A 15,815-nucleotide genomic window follows, 5' to 3' on the forward strand; every position below is an offset into this window, starting at 1 on the left:
GGCAGCTTCCCTGTGATGAAGCGTGCAGGGTAGGGCGCTGGCGGCGATAGAAATACGCTGGTTTGGCTGCTAGTTTGTCAAAATTATTTTGACAGTGAGCGTAGGGAACATGGTCAGTCTGGATCGATTCGATACCTTCAAAGCCGTGGTCGAGGCTGGCTCGCTGACCGCCGCCGCCGATACGCTGGGGCAGACGCGGGCGGTAGTGAGCTTCAACCTCAAGCGGCTGGAAGAAGAGCTGGGCGTCACCTTGCTCACACGCAATACCCGACAACTGGCCCTGACCGATGCTGGTGAGCGTTTTTACCGACGCTGTCTGCGCACGCTGGACGAAGCGCGGCTGGCCATCGAGGAAGCACGTTCGGAGCACTCGCAGCTCAAGGGCACATTGCGCATCACCACGACCGTGGAGTTCGCGCTGGCTCAAGTGGTGCCGGCGCTGGAAGTGTTTCGACAACAGCAGCCGCAACTGAACATTCACTTGTCCACGTCCTCGACCCACGCCGATCTGATCTCCGAACGCTTTGACATGGCGATCCGCCTGGGACGCATGCACGACTCCAATCTTCGCGCGGTGCGGTTGTCGACGTTCGAAGTGTTTGCCGTGGCGGCGCCGGGGTTGGTTGAGCGATTTTCGCCGGTCAACACGCTGGCGGTGCTGGAGTCGATGCCAACGCTGGGACATGGGCGTGTGCCGGAAATGACGGTCAACGACCCGGCCGGCACCGAGCATATCTACCAGTCAAAACCGGGAACCACCGCTATCGTCGCCGACAATTCCGCGACCCTGCGTGCGTTTGCACTGACCGGGCAAGGCGTGGCAATTCTGCCGCAGTGGTTGATTCAGGAAGACCTGGACGCCGGGCGGTTACAGCGCTTGTTGCCGGATTTCCGCTTCGCCCAACAAGGCGTGTATGCGCTGTATCCGGACACCCGGCACCTGCCGCTGAAGGTGCGGGCGTTCATTGATTTCATGAAAGGGTGGGGCTGACTCGATCTCAGAGTTGCCCACGCAAGCCGAAGCGCTTCATCAACGTCGATTCCAACAACCCTTTCGGCAACAGCGTCGCCAGCAACGGCAACGCCCGGCTGCCATTGCCGATGCGGATCAGCCGTGGCGGCTTGCTTTGCTGCACAGCCTTGAGCAACTCGGCGGCAAAGTCGCTGGCCGGCGTTGGTTTGTCCTGGGACGCCTTGGCCCGCGCCCGGATGCCTTCGCGCAGTGGAAACCACGGCGATTGTTCGTTGATCAGTTGTTCGGCTTCATGCCCGGCATTCTTGGCGAAGCTCGATTGAATCGCCCCCGGCTGCACTTCCATCACGCGAATCCCGAACGGTGCCAGCTCCATGCGCAAGGCATCGCTCAACGCATGCACCGCCGCTTTCGACGCGCAATAGGCACCGGCGAACGGCGTGACGAGTACTCCGGAAACACTGCCGACGTTCACCACCAGACCTTTGGCCCGGCGCAGTACCGGGAACAGCACACGGGTCACGCCGACAATCGAAAACACGTTGGTTTCGAACTGGCGCTGCATGGCCGCCACGCCGCCGTCGAGCAGCGGGCCCATGGCGCCGTAACCGGCATTGTTGATCAGCACGTCGAGGCCGCCGTGTTGCTGGTTGATACGCTCGGCGAGTTGCTCCAGCGCTGCGTTGTCATTGACGTCGAGCTGCACGGCCGTGAACCCGGCAGCGGCGAGTGCCGCGACGTCTTCAGCCTTGCGCGCACTGGCCCAGACCTCAAAGCCAGCCGACTTGAACTCATCTGCAAGAGCGCGGCCGATGCCGCTGGAACAACCGGTAATCAACGCAACGGGCATGGCGCATTCCTTGTGCAAAGTGTGAGGGGAGGGGATCAGTCGGAGAAACTACCCTGCAATCGCTCGGCGCGAAACTCCAGGGTTTGCGGGCGATAACCGGGACGCAGCGGCGGCATCGGCAAGCAGTCCTCCCAATTGCCGCCTGCCTGCAGTTCGCCGGGGCCGCGATAGCGTGGGGCGGCGTATTGATTGTCGGCCAGATTCACCGTGTCGCCCGGCGCGTACGCTGCGATGCGCCAGCGCAGTTCGGTCAAAGGCACGTCGTTGCCATTGTTCATCTTCAGCTGCAACGGGCGATCCGCCGGGCATTTCTCAGGTGCGTACGTGATGCGCAACTCAAGCCGCGCCAGTTGTTTTATCTCGCGGTTGTCCAGCCACACCACCCACATCGCCACCAGCCCGAGGCCGACCGCGGCCGCCATGGACACCGGCAAGGCCTTGGCCGGATAGCGCAACAGCAGGATCAGCCAGGTGATGACCAGCAAGACACCGATGAACATGTCGCGAAACCTCGTGGGAAGGGAAGGTTCATCCTACCTAAGCCTGGACGAGGTTGGCGAAAAAAAAGCCCCCGCCCAGCCTGCTGCGGATAGGGGACGCAGCGGGCTGGACGGGGGCTTTTAATTACAGAGCGATCACTGCGCGATGGTTTTCACCGACACGCCGCGTTCGATCGGGGTCGAGCGACCGTAGATATCTTCGAAGCGCTCGATATCGTCTTCACCCAGGTACGAACCCGACTGCACTTCGATGATTTCCAGCGGGATCTTGCCCGGATTGCGCAGGCGATGGACCGAGGCGATCGGGATGTAGGTCGACTGGTTTTCAGTGAGCAGAAACACGTTCTCGTCGCAGGTCACTTCGGCGGTGCCGCTGACCACGATCCAGTGTTCGGCGCGGTGGTGGTGCATCTGCAGCGACAGGCATGCGCCCGGTTTGACCGAGATGTGCTTGACCTGGAAGCGGCCGCCCATGTCCACCGAGTCGTAAGAGCCCCACGGACGGTAGACCTCGCAGTGGTTCTGGGTTTCGCTGCGGCCCTGCTCGTTGAGGGTGTTGACCATCTGCTTGACGCCTTGGACCTTGTCCTTGTGGGCAATCATCATGGCGTCCTTGGTTTCGACCACGACGATGTTTTCCAGACCGATCACCGACACCAGTTTGCCGTTGCCGTGGATCATGCAGTTCTTGCTGTCCTGGATGACCACATCGCCTTTGCTGACGTTGCCATTGGCGTCCTTCTCGTTGACTTCCCACAGCGACGACCAGCAACCGACATCGCTCCAGCCGGCAGTCAGCGGCACCACGCAGGCGCGCTGGGTTTTTTCCATCACGGAATAGTCGATGGAGTTGTCCGGGCAGCAGGCGAAGGTAGCTTCGTCGAGGGTGATGGTGTCCGGGTCCTGAGTGCTGCGCTCGAGGGTCAGCAGGCAGGTGTCGTAGATGTCCGGATCGTGTTTTTTCAGCTCTTCGAGGAAGCGGCTGGCGCGAAACAGGAACATGCCGCTGTTCCAGTAGTAACCGCCGGACTCGACGTATTCGGTGGCGCGTTTGACGTCGGGTTTTTCCACGAAGTGCGAGACGCGGCTGACGCCTTCCGGCAACAGCGAATCGCCAGTGGACTTGATGTAGCCGTAACCGGTTTCCGGTTTGGTGGCGGGCACGCCGAACAGCACCATCTCGCCGTTTTCTGCCGCCACGGTGGCCAGGGCCAGCGCACGTTGCAGGGCTTTCTGGTCTTCGAGAACGTGGTCGGCCGGCAGTACCAGCATCAATTCGTCGCGACCTTCATTGACCAGCATCATCGCGGTCAGCGCCACGGCCGGTGCGGTGTTGCGACCGAACGGTTCCATCAGGATCCGCTGGGTTTCGAGATTGAGGTTGGCCAACTGTTCGTTGACGATAAAGCGGTGATCCTTGTTGCAGACCACGATCGGGGTGTCCATGCCTTCGAACACCAGACGCTCGAGGGTTTGCTGGAACAGCGTGTGTTCGCCGGTAAGAGCGAGGAATTGCTTGGGAAACTGCTTGCGCGAAAGCGGCCAAAGACGTGAACCGCTACCACCTGACAAGATCACCGGAATCATATTGTTTACTCCATAAAGTCGATTGGGTCAGAGCCACGAACGTTGTGTCGTTTCACTCTTGTTGTTATTCCGTACCGGGCAGCGACGGCTGCCCGGTTTCATGTGCTTAGCGGGTCGATACCGGGCGTTTCACCCAGACCGGCGACAGGTTGCTGCCGTTGCCGGTGACGTACAGCACCGCGGCTTCACCGCGCTCCAGGGCGACCGGTTTCACGTCGCCGACTTTCGTTGCGCCGTCGTACAGCGCCAGGCTGACTTTCACCGGGTTGATTTCACGTTCGCCACGGCCCTTGGCGGCCACGTTCGGCACCACATCGGTCTTGCCGTCGGCGGTCTTCAGGGTCAGCGGCTTGTCGCTGAGGTTCTGCACGCGCACCAGGGATTTCTGTTTGTTCTTGAACGGCGGTTCTTCGATCAGTTGCGGCGCGCCGGAGGCGTTGTTGACCAGGGTGTAGTAATGGTCACCGGCGAGTTTCACCGGCAGGGTCTGGCTGCCGACCTTGGCGCTGTAGTCGCCGCCCGGCATGAAACTGAAGTCGCTGCTGGCCAGCGGCGCGACGTCGCTCAGATTGGTGCTGCCAATGGTGGCGCTGACTTCAGCGTTGCTGGCGTTGTAGATGCGTACGAAGGTCGAGCCTTTCGGTGCGGTCGGGCCGTAGAGCGCAGCGTCGCCACCGGCGAACGCCTGGACCGACAGCACGCTCAGACCCGCAACCAGAGCAATGCGTTTGGCGAGACGACGAGGAGTTGTAGTGAAAGTCATGGTGTACCTCTCTTTCAGTTTTGCGCCCGATCGGGCGTCTCGGATTTAGTGTTTATTGCTACGTTTTGTTGGCGCGCGCCGGCTTGTTTAAGCTCTGCGACCCACTGCGGGTCGGCGTCGCCGATTTCGTTGTTCACAGGCAGATATCGTTCAGGAAACTCCCAGATCAGCACCTGTGGCGGGCTGTTCTTGAAGTCATCGCTTTTCAGGTAGCTGAGCATCGGCAGGATCGGGCCGTGGCCGTCTTCGGCGTAGTTGACGACGTCGCTGTGCAGCGCTTGCTTGAGCGCACCGACGAAGTTCCAGTTGGGGTTGGCGCTGTAGCTAGTGCCGATCAGCGCGACCGGCACTTCGCTGTTGGCGAACAGTGCGTCGTCACCGGCAGATTGCTCGGTGGCGGCCACGGTGTTGCGCTTTTGCAGCGGCTCCTTGGCCGGCATCAGGTTTTCGAACAGCGGATCCAGCGGCAGGAACAGACGCAGGTCGCCCTTGTGCGTGACCTTCTCCGTCGGGGTAGTGACGAAGCGCTGCGGCTCGCCGCTGAGCGGGAACTTGTCGGCGATGGTCTTGGCCAGGGTGTTGGCGGCGATTTCCGCACCTTCCGGGGTCCAGTGGGTGTCCGTGCGCAAGAACACTTGCTGACCGTTCTGCTTGGCTTTTTGCAGCGGACCGAGCAGGTCGGGGGCGAGGATCTTGTCCGCCGCGACACGGGCATGGAAGTCCTGATACAGGTTGGCGTGGATGCTCGCCGGTTTCACTTCACCCAAGTGTTCCGGGTACAGGCGGACCTTGGCCGGGACGATCGCCATCACCAGTTTCACGCCTTTCTCTTTCAGGGTCTGGCGCACGCCTTCGACCAGCGCATAGTTGCCTTGAAGGTTCAGCTCTTCGTTGACGATCGGGTTGAATTCCTCATCGCTGTACAACCACTGATCGCGACCGAGCACCACGCCCGGACGACCTTCGTTGAACAGTTTGAAATCCAGCGCGGCCCAAAGATTGGTGCCCAGGCGCTTGATCGGGAATTCATCGTCGTAGTGGGTTTCCACGGCTTTGGTCCAGCGGCCGTTGAGCACCGTCGCATCGGCGTTGGTGCTGAAGCCGAAGAAGCTGCGCACCGACCACAGACCAAGCACCAGCAGGGTCACCAGAAACAGCGCGATATAGAAGATGCGTAATGAGCGGGTCATGTCAGATCCCTCAGAACTGGAAGTAAAGGAACGGCGAGAAGCTTTGCGCCGAGAGTTTGAGAATCGAGGCGATGAACAGCAGCAGGATCAGCCCGCGCATCACGTAGCGCGACCAGTCCGCCGTCCAGTACGCCGGTTGCACCTGGGCGTCGACGCCGACGGTGTAGCCAGGCTCGTGGATGCTCGCCGGGTTTTCGCCAGGCGCTGCCTTGATCAGGCCCGGTTGCGCACCGGCAGGGCCGTCGCTTTCGATGTTGACCGCAGGTTTGGTCTTTACCGGAGGCTGGTTGGTGTACAGATCACGCAGGCCGAAGAACGCCAGCGTCACGTAAGCCACCACCAGAGTTGCGACTTGCAGACCGGTGAGGCTGGCCTGGTTGAGTTCCGACAGCGACCAGTCGCCGAAGCTGAACATGGCGCCGTACATGCGACCGGCAACGTGCAGGTTTTCTGCGCGGAAGATCACCCAGCCCATGACCACCAGCAGGAAAGTCAGCGCCCAGCGGATCGGGTTGAGGCTGCGCGGCGAAGTGTTGAGACCGAGCATTTTCTCGATCGCCAGCCACATGCCGTGCCACGCACCCCAGACGATGTAGGTGATGTTCGCGCCGTGCCACAGACCACCGAGCAGCATGGTCAGGAACAGGTTGCGATAGGTCATCAGCGTACCTTTGCGATTGCCGCCGAGGGTGATGTAGAGATAGTCACGCAGCCAGGTCGACAAGCTGATGTGCCAGCGGCGCCAGAACTCGGTGATCGACTGGCTGATGTACGGCTGCTTGAAGTTTTCCATGAAGCGGAAACCCATCATCAGGCCCAGGCCGATGGCCATGTCGCTGTAACCGGAGAAGTCGAAATACAGCTGCGCGGTGTAGGCCAACGCGCCGAGCCAGGCATCGCCCGTGGTCGGGTTTTGCAGGGCGAAGCAATGGTCGGCGACCACGGCAAGGGTGTCGGCGATGAAGACCTTTTTGATGAAACCCTGCATGAACCGCGTGCAGCCCTCGGAGAATTTGTCGAGGGTGTGGGTGCGGTTGTTGAACTGGTCTGCCAGGTCACGGAAACGCAGCACGGGACCGGCGATCAGGTGCGGGAAGATCGCCACGAACGCTGCGAAGTCGATCAGGTTGCGGGTGGCCGGGGTGTCGCCACGGTAGACGTCGATGATGTAGCTGATTGACTCGAAGATGTAGAACGAGATCCCGATCGGCAACAGCACGTGGGTCAGGATGAACGGCTCGAGACCGAACGAGGTCATGATCGCGTTGATGCTGTCCACGCCGAAGTTGGCGTACTTGAAGTAGCCGAGGATGCACAGGTCCACCGCCACGCCGAGCAGCAGCCAGCGCTGGGCCGGTTTGGTGCGCACGCCGGCGGCGCCGACTTTCAGGCCGATCCAGTAGTTCCACAGCGTGACACCGGCGAACAGCGCCAGGAAGTCCACCCGCCACCACGCGTAGAACACGTAGCTGGCGATCAGCAGCAGCAGGTTGCGATAGCGTTGCCCGCTCAGGTAGTACAAGCCGAGAAAGATCGGCAAGAACAGAAACAGGAACACGTTGGATGAAAATACCATCCCGATCTCTCCATGTTTGAACCAACAGTCAAGGGCCAAAGCCCCCCCAACCCCCCCGTGGAATTGGAGGGGTGAAACGATCAGCGATCAACTGCCCTTGTTGCCCTTCTCATGGGAGGGGTCGTAGACCTTGGTCAGATCTCCACCGAGGCGGAAGGTCTTGAACGGCTGCATCCCGTGCTTCTTCTCCAGCACATCCGGCGAACAGGTGTAGAGCGTGCAGAACGGCTCAAGCCAGGCGAATTTCATGTCCTCTTTCAAATCGGTCATGTCCTGTTTCTTGCCGTTCTTTGCTTCGAACTGATCCGGGTCTTTCACCCCGGCCAGCACCCGGTCACCCAGGCGTTTCAGCGCGCCATTGTTTTCCTGACGCAGATCCACACCATTGACCTGGGCGAAACTGGCAATCATCGCCAGCGGCGGCAGGGCGTAGTTGTGGTAGGCGAGGGCGCGTTGCTGGCGCTTGAGTTCGTTCGGCAGGTAGCCGTCGGCGTCGATCTGATTGGCGCCGATCTTGTATTCCTTGACCGCCCAGTCGAACAGGTCGCGGCGGTTGGTAGCGATGGATGTCGCCATTACCGACCAGGCGGCCCAGTACGAGTGGTTGTTGGTTTTTTCCAGCGGCAGGTTGTCCCAGTCGCTGACCACCTGATCGGCCAATTTGCTGAACCAGGCCTCGATCAACTGCGCTTCCTGCTGGTGCTGGGCCAGCGGATGGGAGTCGGAGAACTTCAGGCGAATGTACGACGAGGCCATGCTGCCCAGCGCCCATTTGCGCATCGACTTGCCGGTGTGGTTGAAGTCCTTCGACATCAATGCATCCGCCCGGGCCCAATTAACCAGCCAGTTCAGTGTGCAATCGAGCTGTTCCGGGCGACCGTCGCGCATGAACTGCATGACGCGCTTGGCGGTGCCGCGCTCCAGGGTGGTGATGTCTTTGGTGGTGTCGCGGAAGGCTTTTTCCGACTGCACGTTCAGCGTCGCGCGGGCCTTGTCCGAGCCTTCGTATTTGCTGCGAAATTGCAGCGGCCCGGTGTACGGCGTCGGCATCGCGTCGCAGCCTTCGCTCTTGTCGCCGGTCTTGAATTTATCCACGGCGGCGAAGTAGCCCTGAGGCGGACGCAGTGGCGCGGCGGCCTGAGTGGCCCCGGCGAATATCGCCAAGGTCAGCAGGGATGGCGCAAGCAGATGTTTGATCGTTCGGTTTCGCATGGCAGACCTCATTGCCCGACCTGAGCGGTTTGTTGCCCAGCGCCCGGGAATACGTTGCGTTTGCAGATTTTCGCTTCGACTTTCTGTGGCGCGGTGCCCGCATCCGGGCCCTGGACTTCGACGGCCAGCAGGTTCTGCGAGGCCCAGTCTTCGTCCGTGCGCAACTCAAAGGCGAAACGACCGTCGGTGTCGGAGGTTTCCGGTTTCTCGATCTTGATGTCCTCGTGGCGACCGTTCATGTACCAGAGGGTGGCTTGCAGTTTTTTCACCGAGGGGTCGGCGAAGCGGATGTCGACCTGATGGCCGCTGTTCTGCAGGTTCAGGTTCTTGCTGTTGACCAGCAGTTCCTGTTTGCCGCCGGGCTTGAGCGTGGTGCTGGCGGACATCTGGGTTTCCTTGCCTTCGCAACCGTTATCCAGCAGCGCCATCATCTGGCGGTAGATGGTTTCCTGGTCGAGGCGATACAGCGGCGAGAATTCCCAGATGAGAATTTTCGGCGGAGTTTTCTGGAATTCGTCGCTGCCCAGGTACTGCAACATCGATCCTTCCAGACCGCCGCCGGGGAAGGCGACGTTGAGAATGTCGGCGCCGATGGCTTCTTCGAGGAAACCGGCGAAGTTGTAGTTCTTGCCGCTATGCGAAGTGCCGACCAGGGTGATCTGCGGATTCCCGGAATCGCCGAACAGATCGCCGTCACCGGCTTCGCCTTTCGGCTCAGTGGTGAACTGGTCCATGTACTGGATCGCGTAACTGGTACCGCACAATTGCCCGGCCATGTTGTGCAGGGTGCCGGTCTTGCCCATGCGCCCCGAACGTTTGGTCTCGAATTCACGCTTGGGAATGTCGGCGAAGGCCGGAATCTGCTTGACCTTTTCGGCGACGATTTTCGCCGTGCGCTGCGCACCGTACGGCGTCCAGTGCTGGTCGCCACGGAAATAGAAGTCGTGGGCGGGCAGGGTGTCGGGCAGCGATTCGTTGGTCAGCGGCGACAGATCCGGCACCACGTAACCCATCTGCGCGAACCGGCCGAGCATGGTCTTGTAGTTGCCCAGCGCTTTCTCGTAATCGAACGCGGCTTTTTCCGCCGGGTTGAGCTTGTTGCGGTTCACCAGGCCACGGGTTGGCTGGTAAACGATCACCAGTTCGACGCCCTTGGCCTTGAACGCATCGTGCAACTGTTGCAGGCGTTTGTAGCCGGCCGGGGTAGTGTTGAACTCGGTACGCAGGTCTTCCTGGGTCCGGAACAACCAGTCGCCCTGGGCCTGCACCAGCGTGGTGAAGTTCTGCTGGTAACGCGTGGTGTAGTTCTTTGCGTCATGGGCGGCGGGGCACAGGCTGCAGCAAGGTTCGGCCGTGAATTTCGGCGGCTGGACTTCATCTGCGCGGGCGCCATTGCTGGCCGCCAGAATGCCCACGGTCAGGGCCGACAGGCTGAGTAATTTGATCAGGTGTGGGTGCATAAAATTATCCTCAGTCCCGCATTTCGGTCTGGCGTTCGACGGGGTCGATCAGCACGGCTTTCTGCTGGCGCACCAGCAGATCGAGAATTTCATCCTGGCGATCACCAAGGACGCCGTTGAAGCTGATGCCGCTGGATTTGGTCGGCGCCAGCATCGACACGCGGTACAGCTCGACGCTCAGCGGCGAGTCGATGGCCATCGGGCCGCTGCCGTTGGCCGCCAGTTCGCCGCCGACCACGATCAGCGAAACCTGGGCGTCGAACGGGTCGAGCTTGATGTCGCGGTCGGTGTCGGTCAGGTCCTTGATGTGGCCGTAGACGCCGGTCAGGCCGTTGGCCATGGCGATGTTTTCGTAAAGGCGGATGTTCACGCTGTTACGAATGCGGATGCCGTGGCGCTTGTTGCTGATGACTTTGTTGCCCCACAGCAGGTTGTCGGCGGACTCGTAGAGCGTGATGCCATCGGTGTGGTTCTTGTAGATCTCGTTGTAGGCGACGATGTTGTTCACGCTGTTACGGTCGATCACCAGCCCGGAGAGGTGGTTGTCGAAGCTCTTGTTGTTGAAGATGAAGCTGTCGTTCACCTCACGGGAAATGATGATCCCGTGCTTCTTCTTCGTCCCGTGGACGGTGTTCTCGGCAATGATCAGGCCGTGGGAACGGTCGTGGGGGTCGATACCGTAGACGATGTTGTCCTTGTAGGTGTTGCCCTTGACCACGAAGTCGCGGGTCTCGTAGCAGTAGAAGCCGTACCACATGTCCGAGAACTCGGAACCGACGATCCAGCCGGTCGGCTCGGGACGCTTGAGCACCTTGGCCATGTTCGGTGTGTACTGGGAAATACTCACGCCGTAGGACTTACTGTTGGCGTAGCCGAAGCTGGCCATCTTGCTGTTGACGATGTAGGTCTCGGTGCCGCCCCAGGCCAGCAGGAACGGGCGGAATTCCTTCGGCGAACGGAAGGTCGCCGGACCGTTGTCCTTCTCGCGCCAGCCGGTGACCTTGGTGTCACGCACGAACAACTGGCCGTCGTTGACCAGGAACGAACCGGCCTCCTGGGACAGGCGCAATTCCTGGGTCTGGCCGTCGATTTCGAGGATGCCTTTGCGGCCCACGACGATTGGCAACTTGGCCAGGTATACGCCCGGCGAGGTTTCGCTGAAGTACTGCTTGGGCAGTTTCTGCGCCAGCTCCTTCAGGTTCATGTAACCGTCGTCGACGAAGATCGCCTGCGGGATGCCGTGCTGACGCACCACCCATTCGGCCATCTTGTTGTCGCCGCCGATGAAGTCCTTCAGGGCGTCTTCCTGCATCATCCGGCGCACGCTGATCTTGCCCGGTTTGCTGCGCACGATTTTCGCGGCAGCGGCCTCGGCGGTGAAGCCGGAGAGGTCGGGCAGTTTCGGCTTGGCCAGCTCCAGCGCTTCAGTTGGTGCGCTGCTGACGGTGTAGGTCTTGGCCTGTTGCAGCTCCTTGGCGATGGTGACCGGCTTGCCTGGCTGAGAGGCCGCCGGTTCGACCGTGGCGAAGGCGCCAGTCGAGGCCAGCAACATTGCGCCGGCCAACAGGCTGAGCGAGCCTTTCCTTGGGTTGTTCATGTCGGGCACTCCCTTCGCGGTTTGCATCAGAAGCGCCAGATCACGTCGATGAACGCGCGGTGCATGTACGAGTCGACCTGGCTGCCATAGGCGTCACCCGGCTTGAACACGCCGCCACGCAAACGCACCAGCGCCGAAGGCTCGTCGATCGACTGGCTCAACGCCGCCGGTAGCAGGCCTTGCTTGAAGTACTTGGTGACCACCAGATCCATTTCCTGGCCCAGATCCTTGTTGCCGTCCTGCAGGGGCAGCGAGGTGCTGGAGAGGATTGCGCCGGTCACGTCGTCGGTGTTGTTTTCCACAGCGTTGATGCCGTTGCTGCCCACCGGTTTGTTGCCGTCCACGCGCCAGAACTTGTGGTAGATCAGGCTGGCGTCGTACTGGTCGTTGAGCATCCAGGAACCGAACAAAGTGGCGGTCTGCATGTTGTTCATTTCGCCACGGAACGCTTCACCGAAACGGTGAACCCGCGAGCGCGTACCGGTGTAGTTCGAGCGGTTGCTTTCCAGGCCGTTCTGTTGGTAATCGGCGCTGGCGCGGGCATAAGCCGCACCGACTTGCCATTGCGGATCGAGGCGCAGGCGCACGCCGATGTCGGTGGCCCAGCCGTTGATGTCTTCGCTGCGTTTGGCTTGTGCCGGACGGCTGCCATCGGCGTTCAGCGGGTTGACCGTGTCGCGGTCGCCGCTCATGCCGGTGATGCTGCCCCAATAGTTGACGGTGTTGGTGTTGCGCCAGTTGTAGGCGTCGCTGTCGGCGGTCAGGCCGAGCCAGCTGATGTCGCCGTTCTGGGTTTTGTCGAGGGTGTCGCGGGGCACGCCCGGTTCGGCGTAATCGAGTTTGCCGTTATCGTGGGTGTGATGGCCGCGAATGCCAACCCAGTTGCCCGGTGTCCACTGATACGCCGCATCGGCGTAAGCATGCAGGCGATCCTTGTCTTTCGGCGCCAGCTCTTTCAGGTCGGTGCGGTATTCGCTGAAACGTTCGGCGACACCGGCGTTGGCGCGCAGCAGGGTGGTGTCGAAGGTCCAGTTCAGCGCTTCGATATTGGTGTCGCGCCACTGGCCGTCGTCGTTGCGCAGGCGCTGGCGACCGAACTTGAGGATTTCGCCGGGGTAAGGCGTCAGGCCGCTGTAGCCGACCCAGAACTCACGCATCGCCAGGTAGTTCTTCTTGGTCTTGCGATCACCGCTGTCGGTGGTTTCGGTACCGTCGGACTGTTGCAGGGTGTCGGTCTCGATGATGTCGGTCGAGGTCACGGCCTGGCCCATGGCGTAGGCGCTCCACGCGCCGCTTTCGCCGTAGATCCACGGACGCAGGTCGAGGCCGACACCGTTGACGTCGCCGCCGGGCGCGGTGCCGAGATCGCGGTCGTCTTCGGACTGGCCGGTGATTTTCACTTCGAGGCCGAAGTTCTTGGTTTCAGTGATCGCGGCCAGTGTCGGGCAAGACCAGATCAGCGCGAACGAAAGGCCAATGCCGGCCTTCACGAATGGATTCAACTTCATAATTTTTCCTCGCCGTCTTCTTCTTGCAGGGCGTGCAGTTGCAGCGTGTTCTGATTCAGGGCACCACGGCTGGCCTGTTCCTGTTGCAACAGGCGCTGGGCTTCGGCCAGGCGCTCGGGCGGCAATTGCGCCGCGAGGGTGGTCGCCAGTTCATCGGCTTGCGGCGTGTTCTGGGCCTTGGCCAACTGGCTGAACACATAGGCATTGAGTGGGTCAGGCCGGGTGCCCTTGCCTTGGGAAAACAGCTGGGCGATGGCGAAGTCGGCGCTGTTCTGGCCGTTGCGCGCAGCGGTCAGCAGATGGTCGAGAGCCTTTTGCGGATAGACCTTGCCCAGGTAGCCGCGGCGGTAGATCTGGCCGAGGTAGTAGTCAGCGGCAACTTCGCGGCCAACGGCTTTCTGGAAATGCTCCTCGGCGACTTTCGCGTCGGCCGGCACCAGTTTGCCTTCGTAGTAGAGCTTGCCCAGCAACAGCTCGGCGCGGGGCTGATCGGCGGCGCGGCCGTTGTCCAGGTACTTCATCATCTGATCGACATCGCCCAGTTCCGGGAAGTCGTAGAGCAGTTGCGCCAGCGTCACCCACGAGGCCGGGTAGCCCGGAGCGATCGGTTCGAGCAGCGATTGCGCAGTCTTTTCGTCGGTCTTGCCGAGGGTCGAATCGGCGAGCACACGGGCAACGGAGTCCACGCGCTGGGCCGTGACGCTGCCACGGCTGTAACTGGCCTGCAGTTGCTTGATCAGCTCGGCCTGCTGGTCCGGTTGGGCACGTTTCTGATAGACCGTGGCCAGTTCGACGTAGCAGATGTCGGTGGTGTGCAACGCGGCCTTGCAGATCTTTTCCACGTCATCCAGATGCTGGTCGTAAGTGCCCTGGGTGCGATACAGCAGCACCTGCGCCAGACCCGCTTCCGGGTAACCGGATTTGCGCCACTGATCGATCTGCTGCTGGGCGTTGATGTTCGGGAAACTGTGCGGGTATTGCAGGTACAGCATCGCCAGCGGGATCAACGTATTGCCTTCGCCATTGGCGGCGGCTTTCTTCAGCAGGGTTTCGGCTTCGTGATGCTCGGCTTCGGTGGAGCCGGGCTTGGCCACCAGCAAACGACCGAGTCGGGCCTGGGCGCGCGGCGACACATCAGCGGCTGCGCGATAGGTCGCCTCGGCCTGTTTGATCTGCGCAGGGTCGCGACTGTCGACCTGGATGTCGGCGAGACCAACCTGAGCTTCGCTGTAACCCAGATCGGCCAGCGCACGGTAGTTCTGCGCGGCGGTCGCGGTGTCACCGCGCTTCAGCGCTTCGTTGGCCAGACGTTGGTCGGGCAGGCCGGCGCAACCGGCCAGGGCAATTGCCATGGCCAGGGTCAGCGGAACCGGCAGGATTCTGATAGGGCTCGTCACGGGCATGTCCTCGACTTAAAGACCGGCAGCCATGGCTTTGTCGATCAACCAGTTCAGGTTCGGACCACGGTCGCTGTTCACTTCCACCGGGCGGCCGGCGAAGCTGCTGTCCAGCGGCTCGTCGGGCTGGATCTGTACGCGGATGTCGGAGGACAGGTCGGCGCTTTTCAGACTGGTGCTGCTGACGATCTTGCCGGTGCGGGTCTTGTCTTCGCCGGCAATCTGGAAGCTCACCGGTGTACCCGGGCGCACGTCGCCGAACTGGCGATAGGAGAAGCGTGCATCGACGGTGGCCTGGGTGTTGCGTGGTACCAGGGTGAAGATCACGTCGCCCTTGCTCGCGTACTGACCGTCAGCCACCAGTTGCTGGGCAACGGTGCAATCGCACGGCGAGGTCAGGGTGCCGGTCATTTGCTTGCCGAACAGTTCTTCAACCTTGGCCGGTTGCAGTTGATCTTCGTCCAGATGGCCCTTGAGCACGTCGAGCATGCTGGTGCTGAAAGTCGCCAGCGGTGCGCCTTTGGCGGCAACGCCGTCGGATTTCACCAGGCTCTGCACGGTGCCGTCGCGCGGCATGGTGATGTTCATGCCCGGCACGCTGACCAGACCGGCCTGGGCATGGCTGACGAAGTACATGCTGTACACCGATTTGAAAACGAAACCCGCTGCCACGAGGCCGATCGCGAAAATGCCGGCGCTGAAGGTCACGGCTTTCAGGCGCCCGAACGGGGTCATGCCGTGGCCGCTGTCCTTGGTTTTGCGCGCCTTGGTGAAATTGTCGCGCTGCAGGGTCGCCAGCACTTCGCCGATGCTGACGATGTCGCCGGCCAGGTGCGAAGTAATCAGGTGGCGCAGGGTGGAAATGTCCTGCGGTTCGAGGTTCTGGAACTGGCAGCCGGCGCGGCCGGTCTGGCGATCGTAGGAACGCACTTGCAGTTCCACGTCCATGGCGATGCCGAGGTTGTCGATGACGAATTGCAGACGTGCCTTGCGCACCTCGCCAATGGTCAGCGGCAACTGACCGGCATTGAACGCCAGACCACCGGCAGACAGATCGATGACTCGTGCTTCGACCGGTGTCCGGTCGGGACCGAAGAATCGCAGCTTGGCCGGGATTTTCACCCGGGCGTGCTGGCGCTGGGCTTCGGATTCATGCACTACGTTGGCGTTGACGGCGGTATTCATAGGGGCGATTTCCTTGT

13 protein-coding genes are annotated in these 15,815 nt (G+C 61.2%); 1 reads left to right on the forward strand and 12 read right to left on the reverse strand.

Features of this window, described 5'->3' with window-relative positions; genetic code table 11:
* Positions 1–109 precede the first annotated feature (109 nt).
* Positions 110–991, forward strand: coding sequence for a LysR substrate-binding domain-containing protein (locus tag NH234_RS05765; RefSeq protein ID WP_367255941.1), 882 nt, complete (start codon positions 110–112; stop codon positions 989–991).
* A 7-nt stretch (positions 992–998) separates the two neighbouring features.
* Here the strand turns inward: NH234_RS05765 and NH234_RS05770 are convergent, their stop codons facing one another.
* The 12 genes from NH234_RS05770 to NH234_RS05825 all read right to left on the reverse strand — a co-directional run bounded on the left by NH234_RS05770 (position 999) and on the right by NH234_RS05825 (position 15,798).
* The gene (locus tag NH234_RS05770; protein WP_367255943.1) at positions 999–1,823 is read right to left on the reverse strand and encodes an SDR family oxidoreductase; all 825 of its coding nucleotides are present in this window, start codon (positions 1,821–1,823) and stop codon (positions 999–1,001) included.
* A 35-nt stretch (positions 1,824–1,858) separates the two neighbouring features.
* Positions 1,859–2,323: a multidrug transporter gene (locus NH234_RS05775; RefSeq protein ID WP_085729691.1), complete on the reverse strand. Its 465-nt coding sequence runs from the start codon at positions 2,321–2,323 to the stop codon at positions 1,859–1,861.
* Positions 2,324–2,458: 135 nt separating this feature from the next.
* Positions 2,459–3,910, reverse strand: coding sequence for a mannose-1-phosphate guanylyltransferase/mannose-6-phosphate isomerase (locus NH234_RS05780; protein ID WP_085729692.1), 1,452 nt, complete (start codon positions 3,908–3,910; stop codon positions 2,459–2,461).
* A 106-nt stretch (positions 3,911–4,016) separates the two neighbouring features.
* On the reverse strand, positions 4,017–4,673 hold the full coding sequence (locus NH234_RS05785) for an alginate O-acetyltransferase AlgF (protein ID WP_085729693.1): 657 nt from the start codon (positions 4,671–4,673) through the stop codon (positions 4,017–4,019).
* A 14-nt stretch (positions 4,674–4,687) separates the two neighbouring features.
* Positions 4,688–5,863 carry an alginate O-acetyltransferase gene (locus NH234_RS05790; protein WP_367255945.1) on the reverse strand — a complete coding sequence of 392 codons (1,176 nt, stop codon included), beginning with the start codon at positions 5,861–5,863 and terminating at the stop codon, positions 4,688–4,690.
* A gap of 10 nt (positions 5,864–5,873) precedes the next feature.
* Positions 5,874–7,439 carry an MBOAT family protein gene (locus NH234_RS05795; protein WP_367255947.1) on the reverse strand — a complete coding sequence of 522 codons (1,566 nt, stop codon included), beginning with the start codon at positions 7,437–7,439 and terminating at the stop codon, positions 5,874–5,876.
* 87 nt (positions 7,440–7,526) lie between these two features.
* Positions 7,527–8,651, reverse strand: a complete 1,125-nt coding sequence (locus tag NH234_RS05800) for a mannuronate-specific alginate lyase (RefSeq protein WP_367255949.1) — start codon at positions 8,649–8,651, stop codon at positions 7,527–7,529.
* Between the two features lie 8 nt (positions 8,652–8,659).
* Complete coding sequence (locus tag NH234_RS05805) at positions 8,660–10,111, reverse strand: alginate O-acetyltransferase (protein ID WP_085729697.1); 1,452 nt, start codon at positions 10,109–10,111, stop codon at positions 8,660–8,662.
* Positions 10,112–10,121: 10 nt separating this feature from the next.
* Positions 10,122–11,708 (reverse strand): mannuronan 5-epimerase AlgG, encoded by a 1,587-nt coding sequence (algG, locus tag NH234_RS05810; protein WP_085729698.1) that lies wholly within the window; start codon positions 11,706–11,708, stop codon positions 10,122–10,124.
* Positions 11,709–11,734: 26 nt separating this feature from the next.
* The gene (locus NH234_RS05815) at positions 11,735–13,216 is read right to left on the reverse strand and encodes an alginate export family protein (protein WP_085729699.1); all 1,482 of its coding nucleotides are present in this window, start codon (positions 13,214–13,216) and stop codon (positions 11,735–11,737) included.
* Positions 13,213–14,619, reverse strand: coding sequence for an alginate biosynthesis TPR repeat lipoprotein AlgK (algK, locus tag NH234_RS05820; RefSeq protein WP_367255952.1), 1,407 nt, complete (start codon positions 14,617–14,619; stop codon positions 13,213–13,215). Before algK ends, NH234_RS05815 begins: the two co-directional genes overlap by 4 nt.
* Positions 14,620–14,628: 9 nt before the next feature.
* Entirely contained in the window at positions 14,629–15,798 is a 1,170-nt protein-coding gene (locus NH234_RS05825) for a PilZ domain-containing protein (protein ID WP_367255954.1), read from the reverse strand.
* Positions 15,799–15,815: the final 17 nt, after the last annotated feature.

Source organism: Pseudomonas sp. stari2 (genome assembly GCF_040760005.1).
GTDB lineage: Bacteria > Pseudomonadota > Gammaproteobacteria > Pseudomonadales > Pseudomonadaceae > Aquipseudomonas.

Excerpts from the sequence above, each read along its gene's own strand:
- NH234_RS05765 (WP_367255941.1), top strand. The coding sequence starts at position 110 with ATGGTCAGTCTGGATCGATTCGATACCTTCAAAGCCGTGGTCGAGGCT.
- NH234_RS05770 (WP_367255943.1), bottom strand. The coding sequence starts at position 1,823 with ATGCCCGTTGCGTTGATTACCGGTTGTTCCAGCGGCATCGGCCGCGCT.
- NH234_RS05775 (WP_085729691.1), bottom strand. The coding sequence starts at position 2,323 with ATGTTCATCGGTGTCTTGCTGGTCATCACCTGGCTGATCCTGCTGTTG.
- NH234_RS05780 (WP_085729692.1), bottom strand. The coding sequence starts at position 3,910 with ATGATTCCGGTGATCTTGTCAGGTGGTAGCGGTTCACGTCTTTGGCCG.
- NH234_RS05785 (WP_085729693.1), bottom strand. The coding sequence starts at position 4,673 with ATGACTTTCACTACAACTCCTCGTCGTCTCGCCAAACGCATTGCTCTG.
- NH234_RS05790 (WP_367255945.1), bottom strand. The coding sequence starts at position 5,863 with ATGACCCGCTCATTACGCATCTTCTATATCGCGCTGTTTCTGGTGACC.
- NH234_RS05795 (WP_367255947.1), bottom strand. The coding sequence starts at position 7,439 with ATGGTATTTTCATCCAACGTGTTCCTGTTTCTGTTCTTGCCGATCTTT.
- NH234_RS05800 (WP_367255949.1), bottom strand. The coding sequence starts at position 8,651 with ATGCGAAACCGAACGATCAAACATCTGCTTGCGCCATCCCTGCTGACC.
- NH234_RS05805 (WP_085729697.1), bottom strand. The coding sequence starts at position 10,111 with ATGCACCCACACCTGATCAAATTACTCAGCCTGTCGGCCCTGACCGTG.
- algG (WP_085729698.1), bottom strand. The coding sequence starts at position 11,708 with ATGAACAACCCAAGGAAAGGCTCGCTCAGCCTGTTGGCCGGCGCAATG.
- NH234_RS05815 (WP_085729699.1), bottom strand. The coding sequence starts at position 13,216 with ATGAAGTTGAATCCATTCGTGAAGGCCGGCATTGGCCTTTCGTTCGCG.
- algK (WP_367255952.1), bottom strand. The coding sequence starts at position 14,619 with ATGCCCGTGACGAGCCCTATCAGAATCCTGCCGGTTCCGCTGACCCTG.
- NH234_RS05825 (WP_367255954.1), bottom strand. The coding sequence starts at position 15,798 with ATGAATACCGCCGTCAACGCCAACGTAGTGCATGAATCCGAAGCCCAG.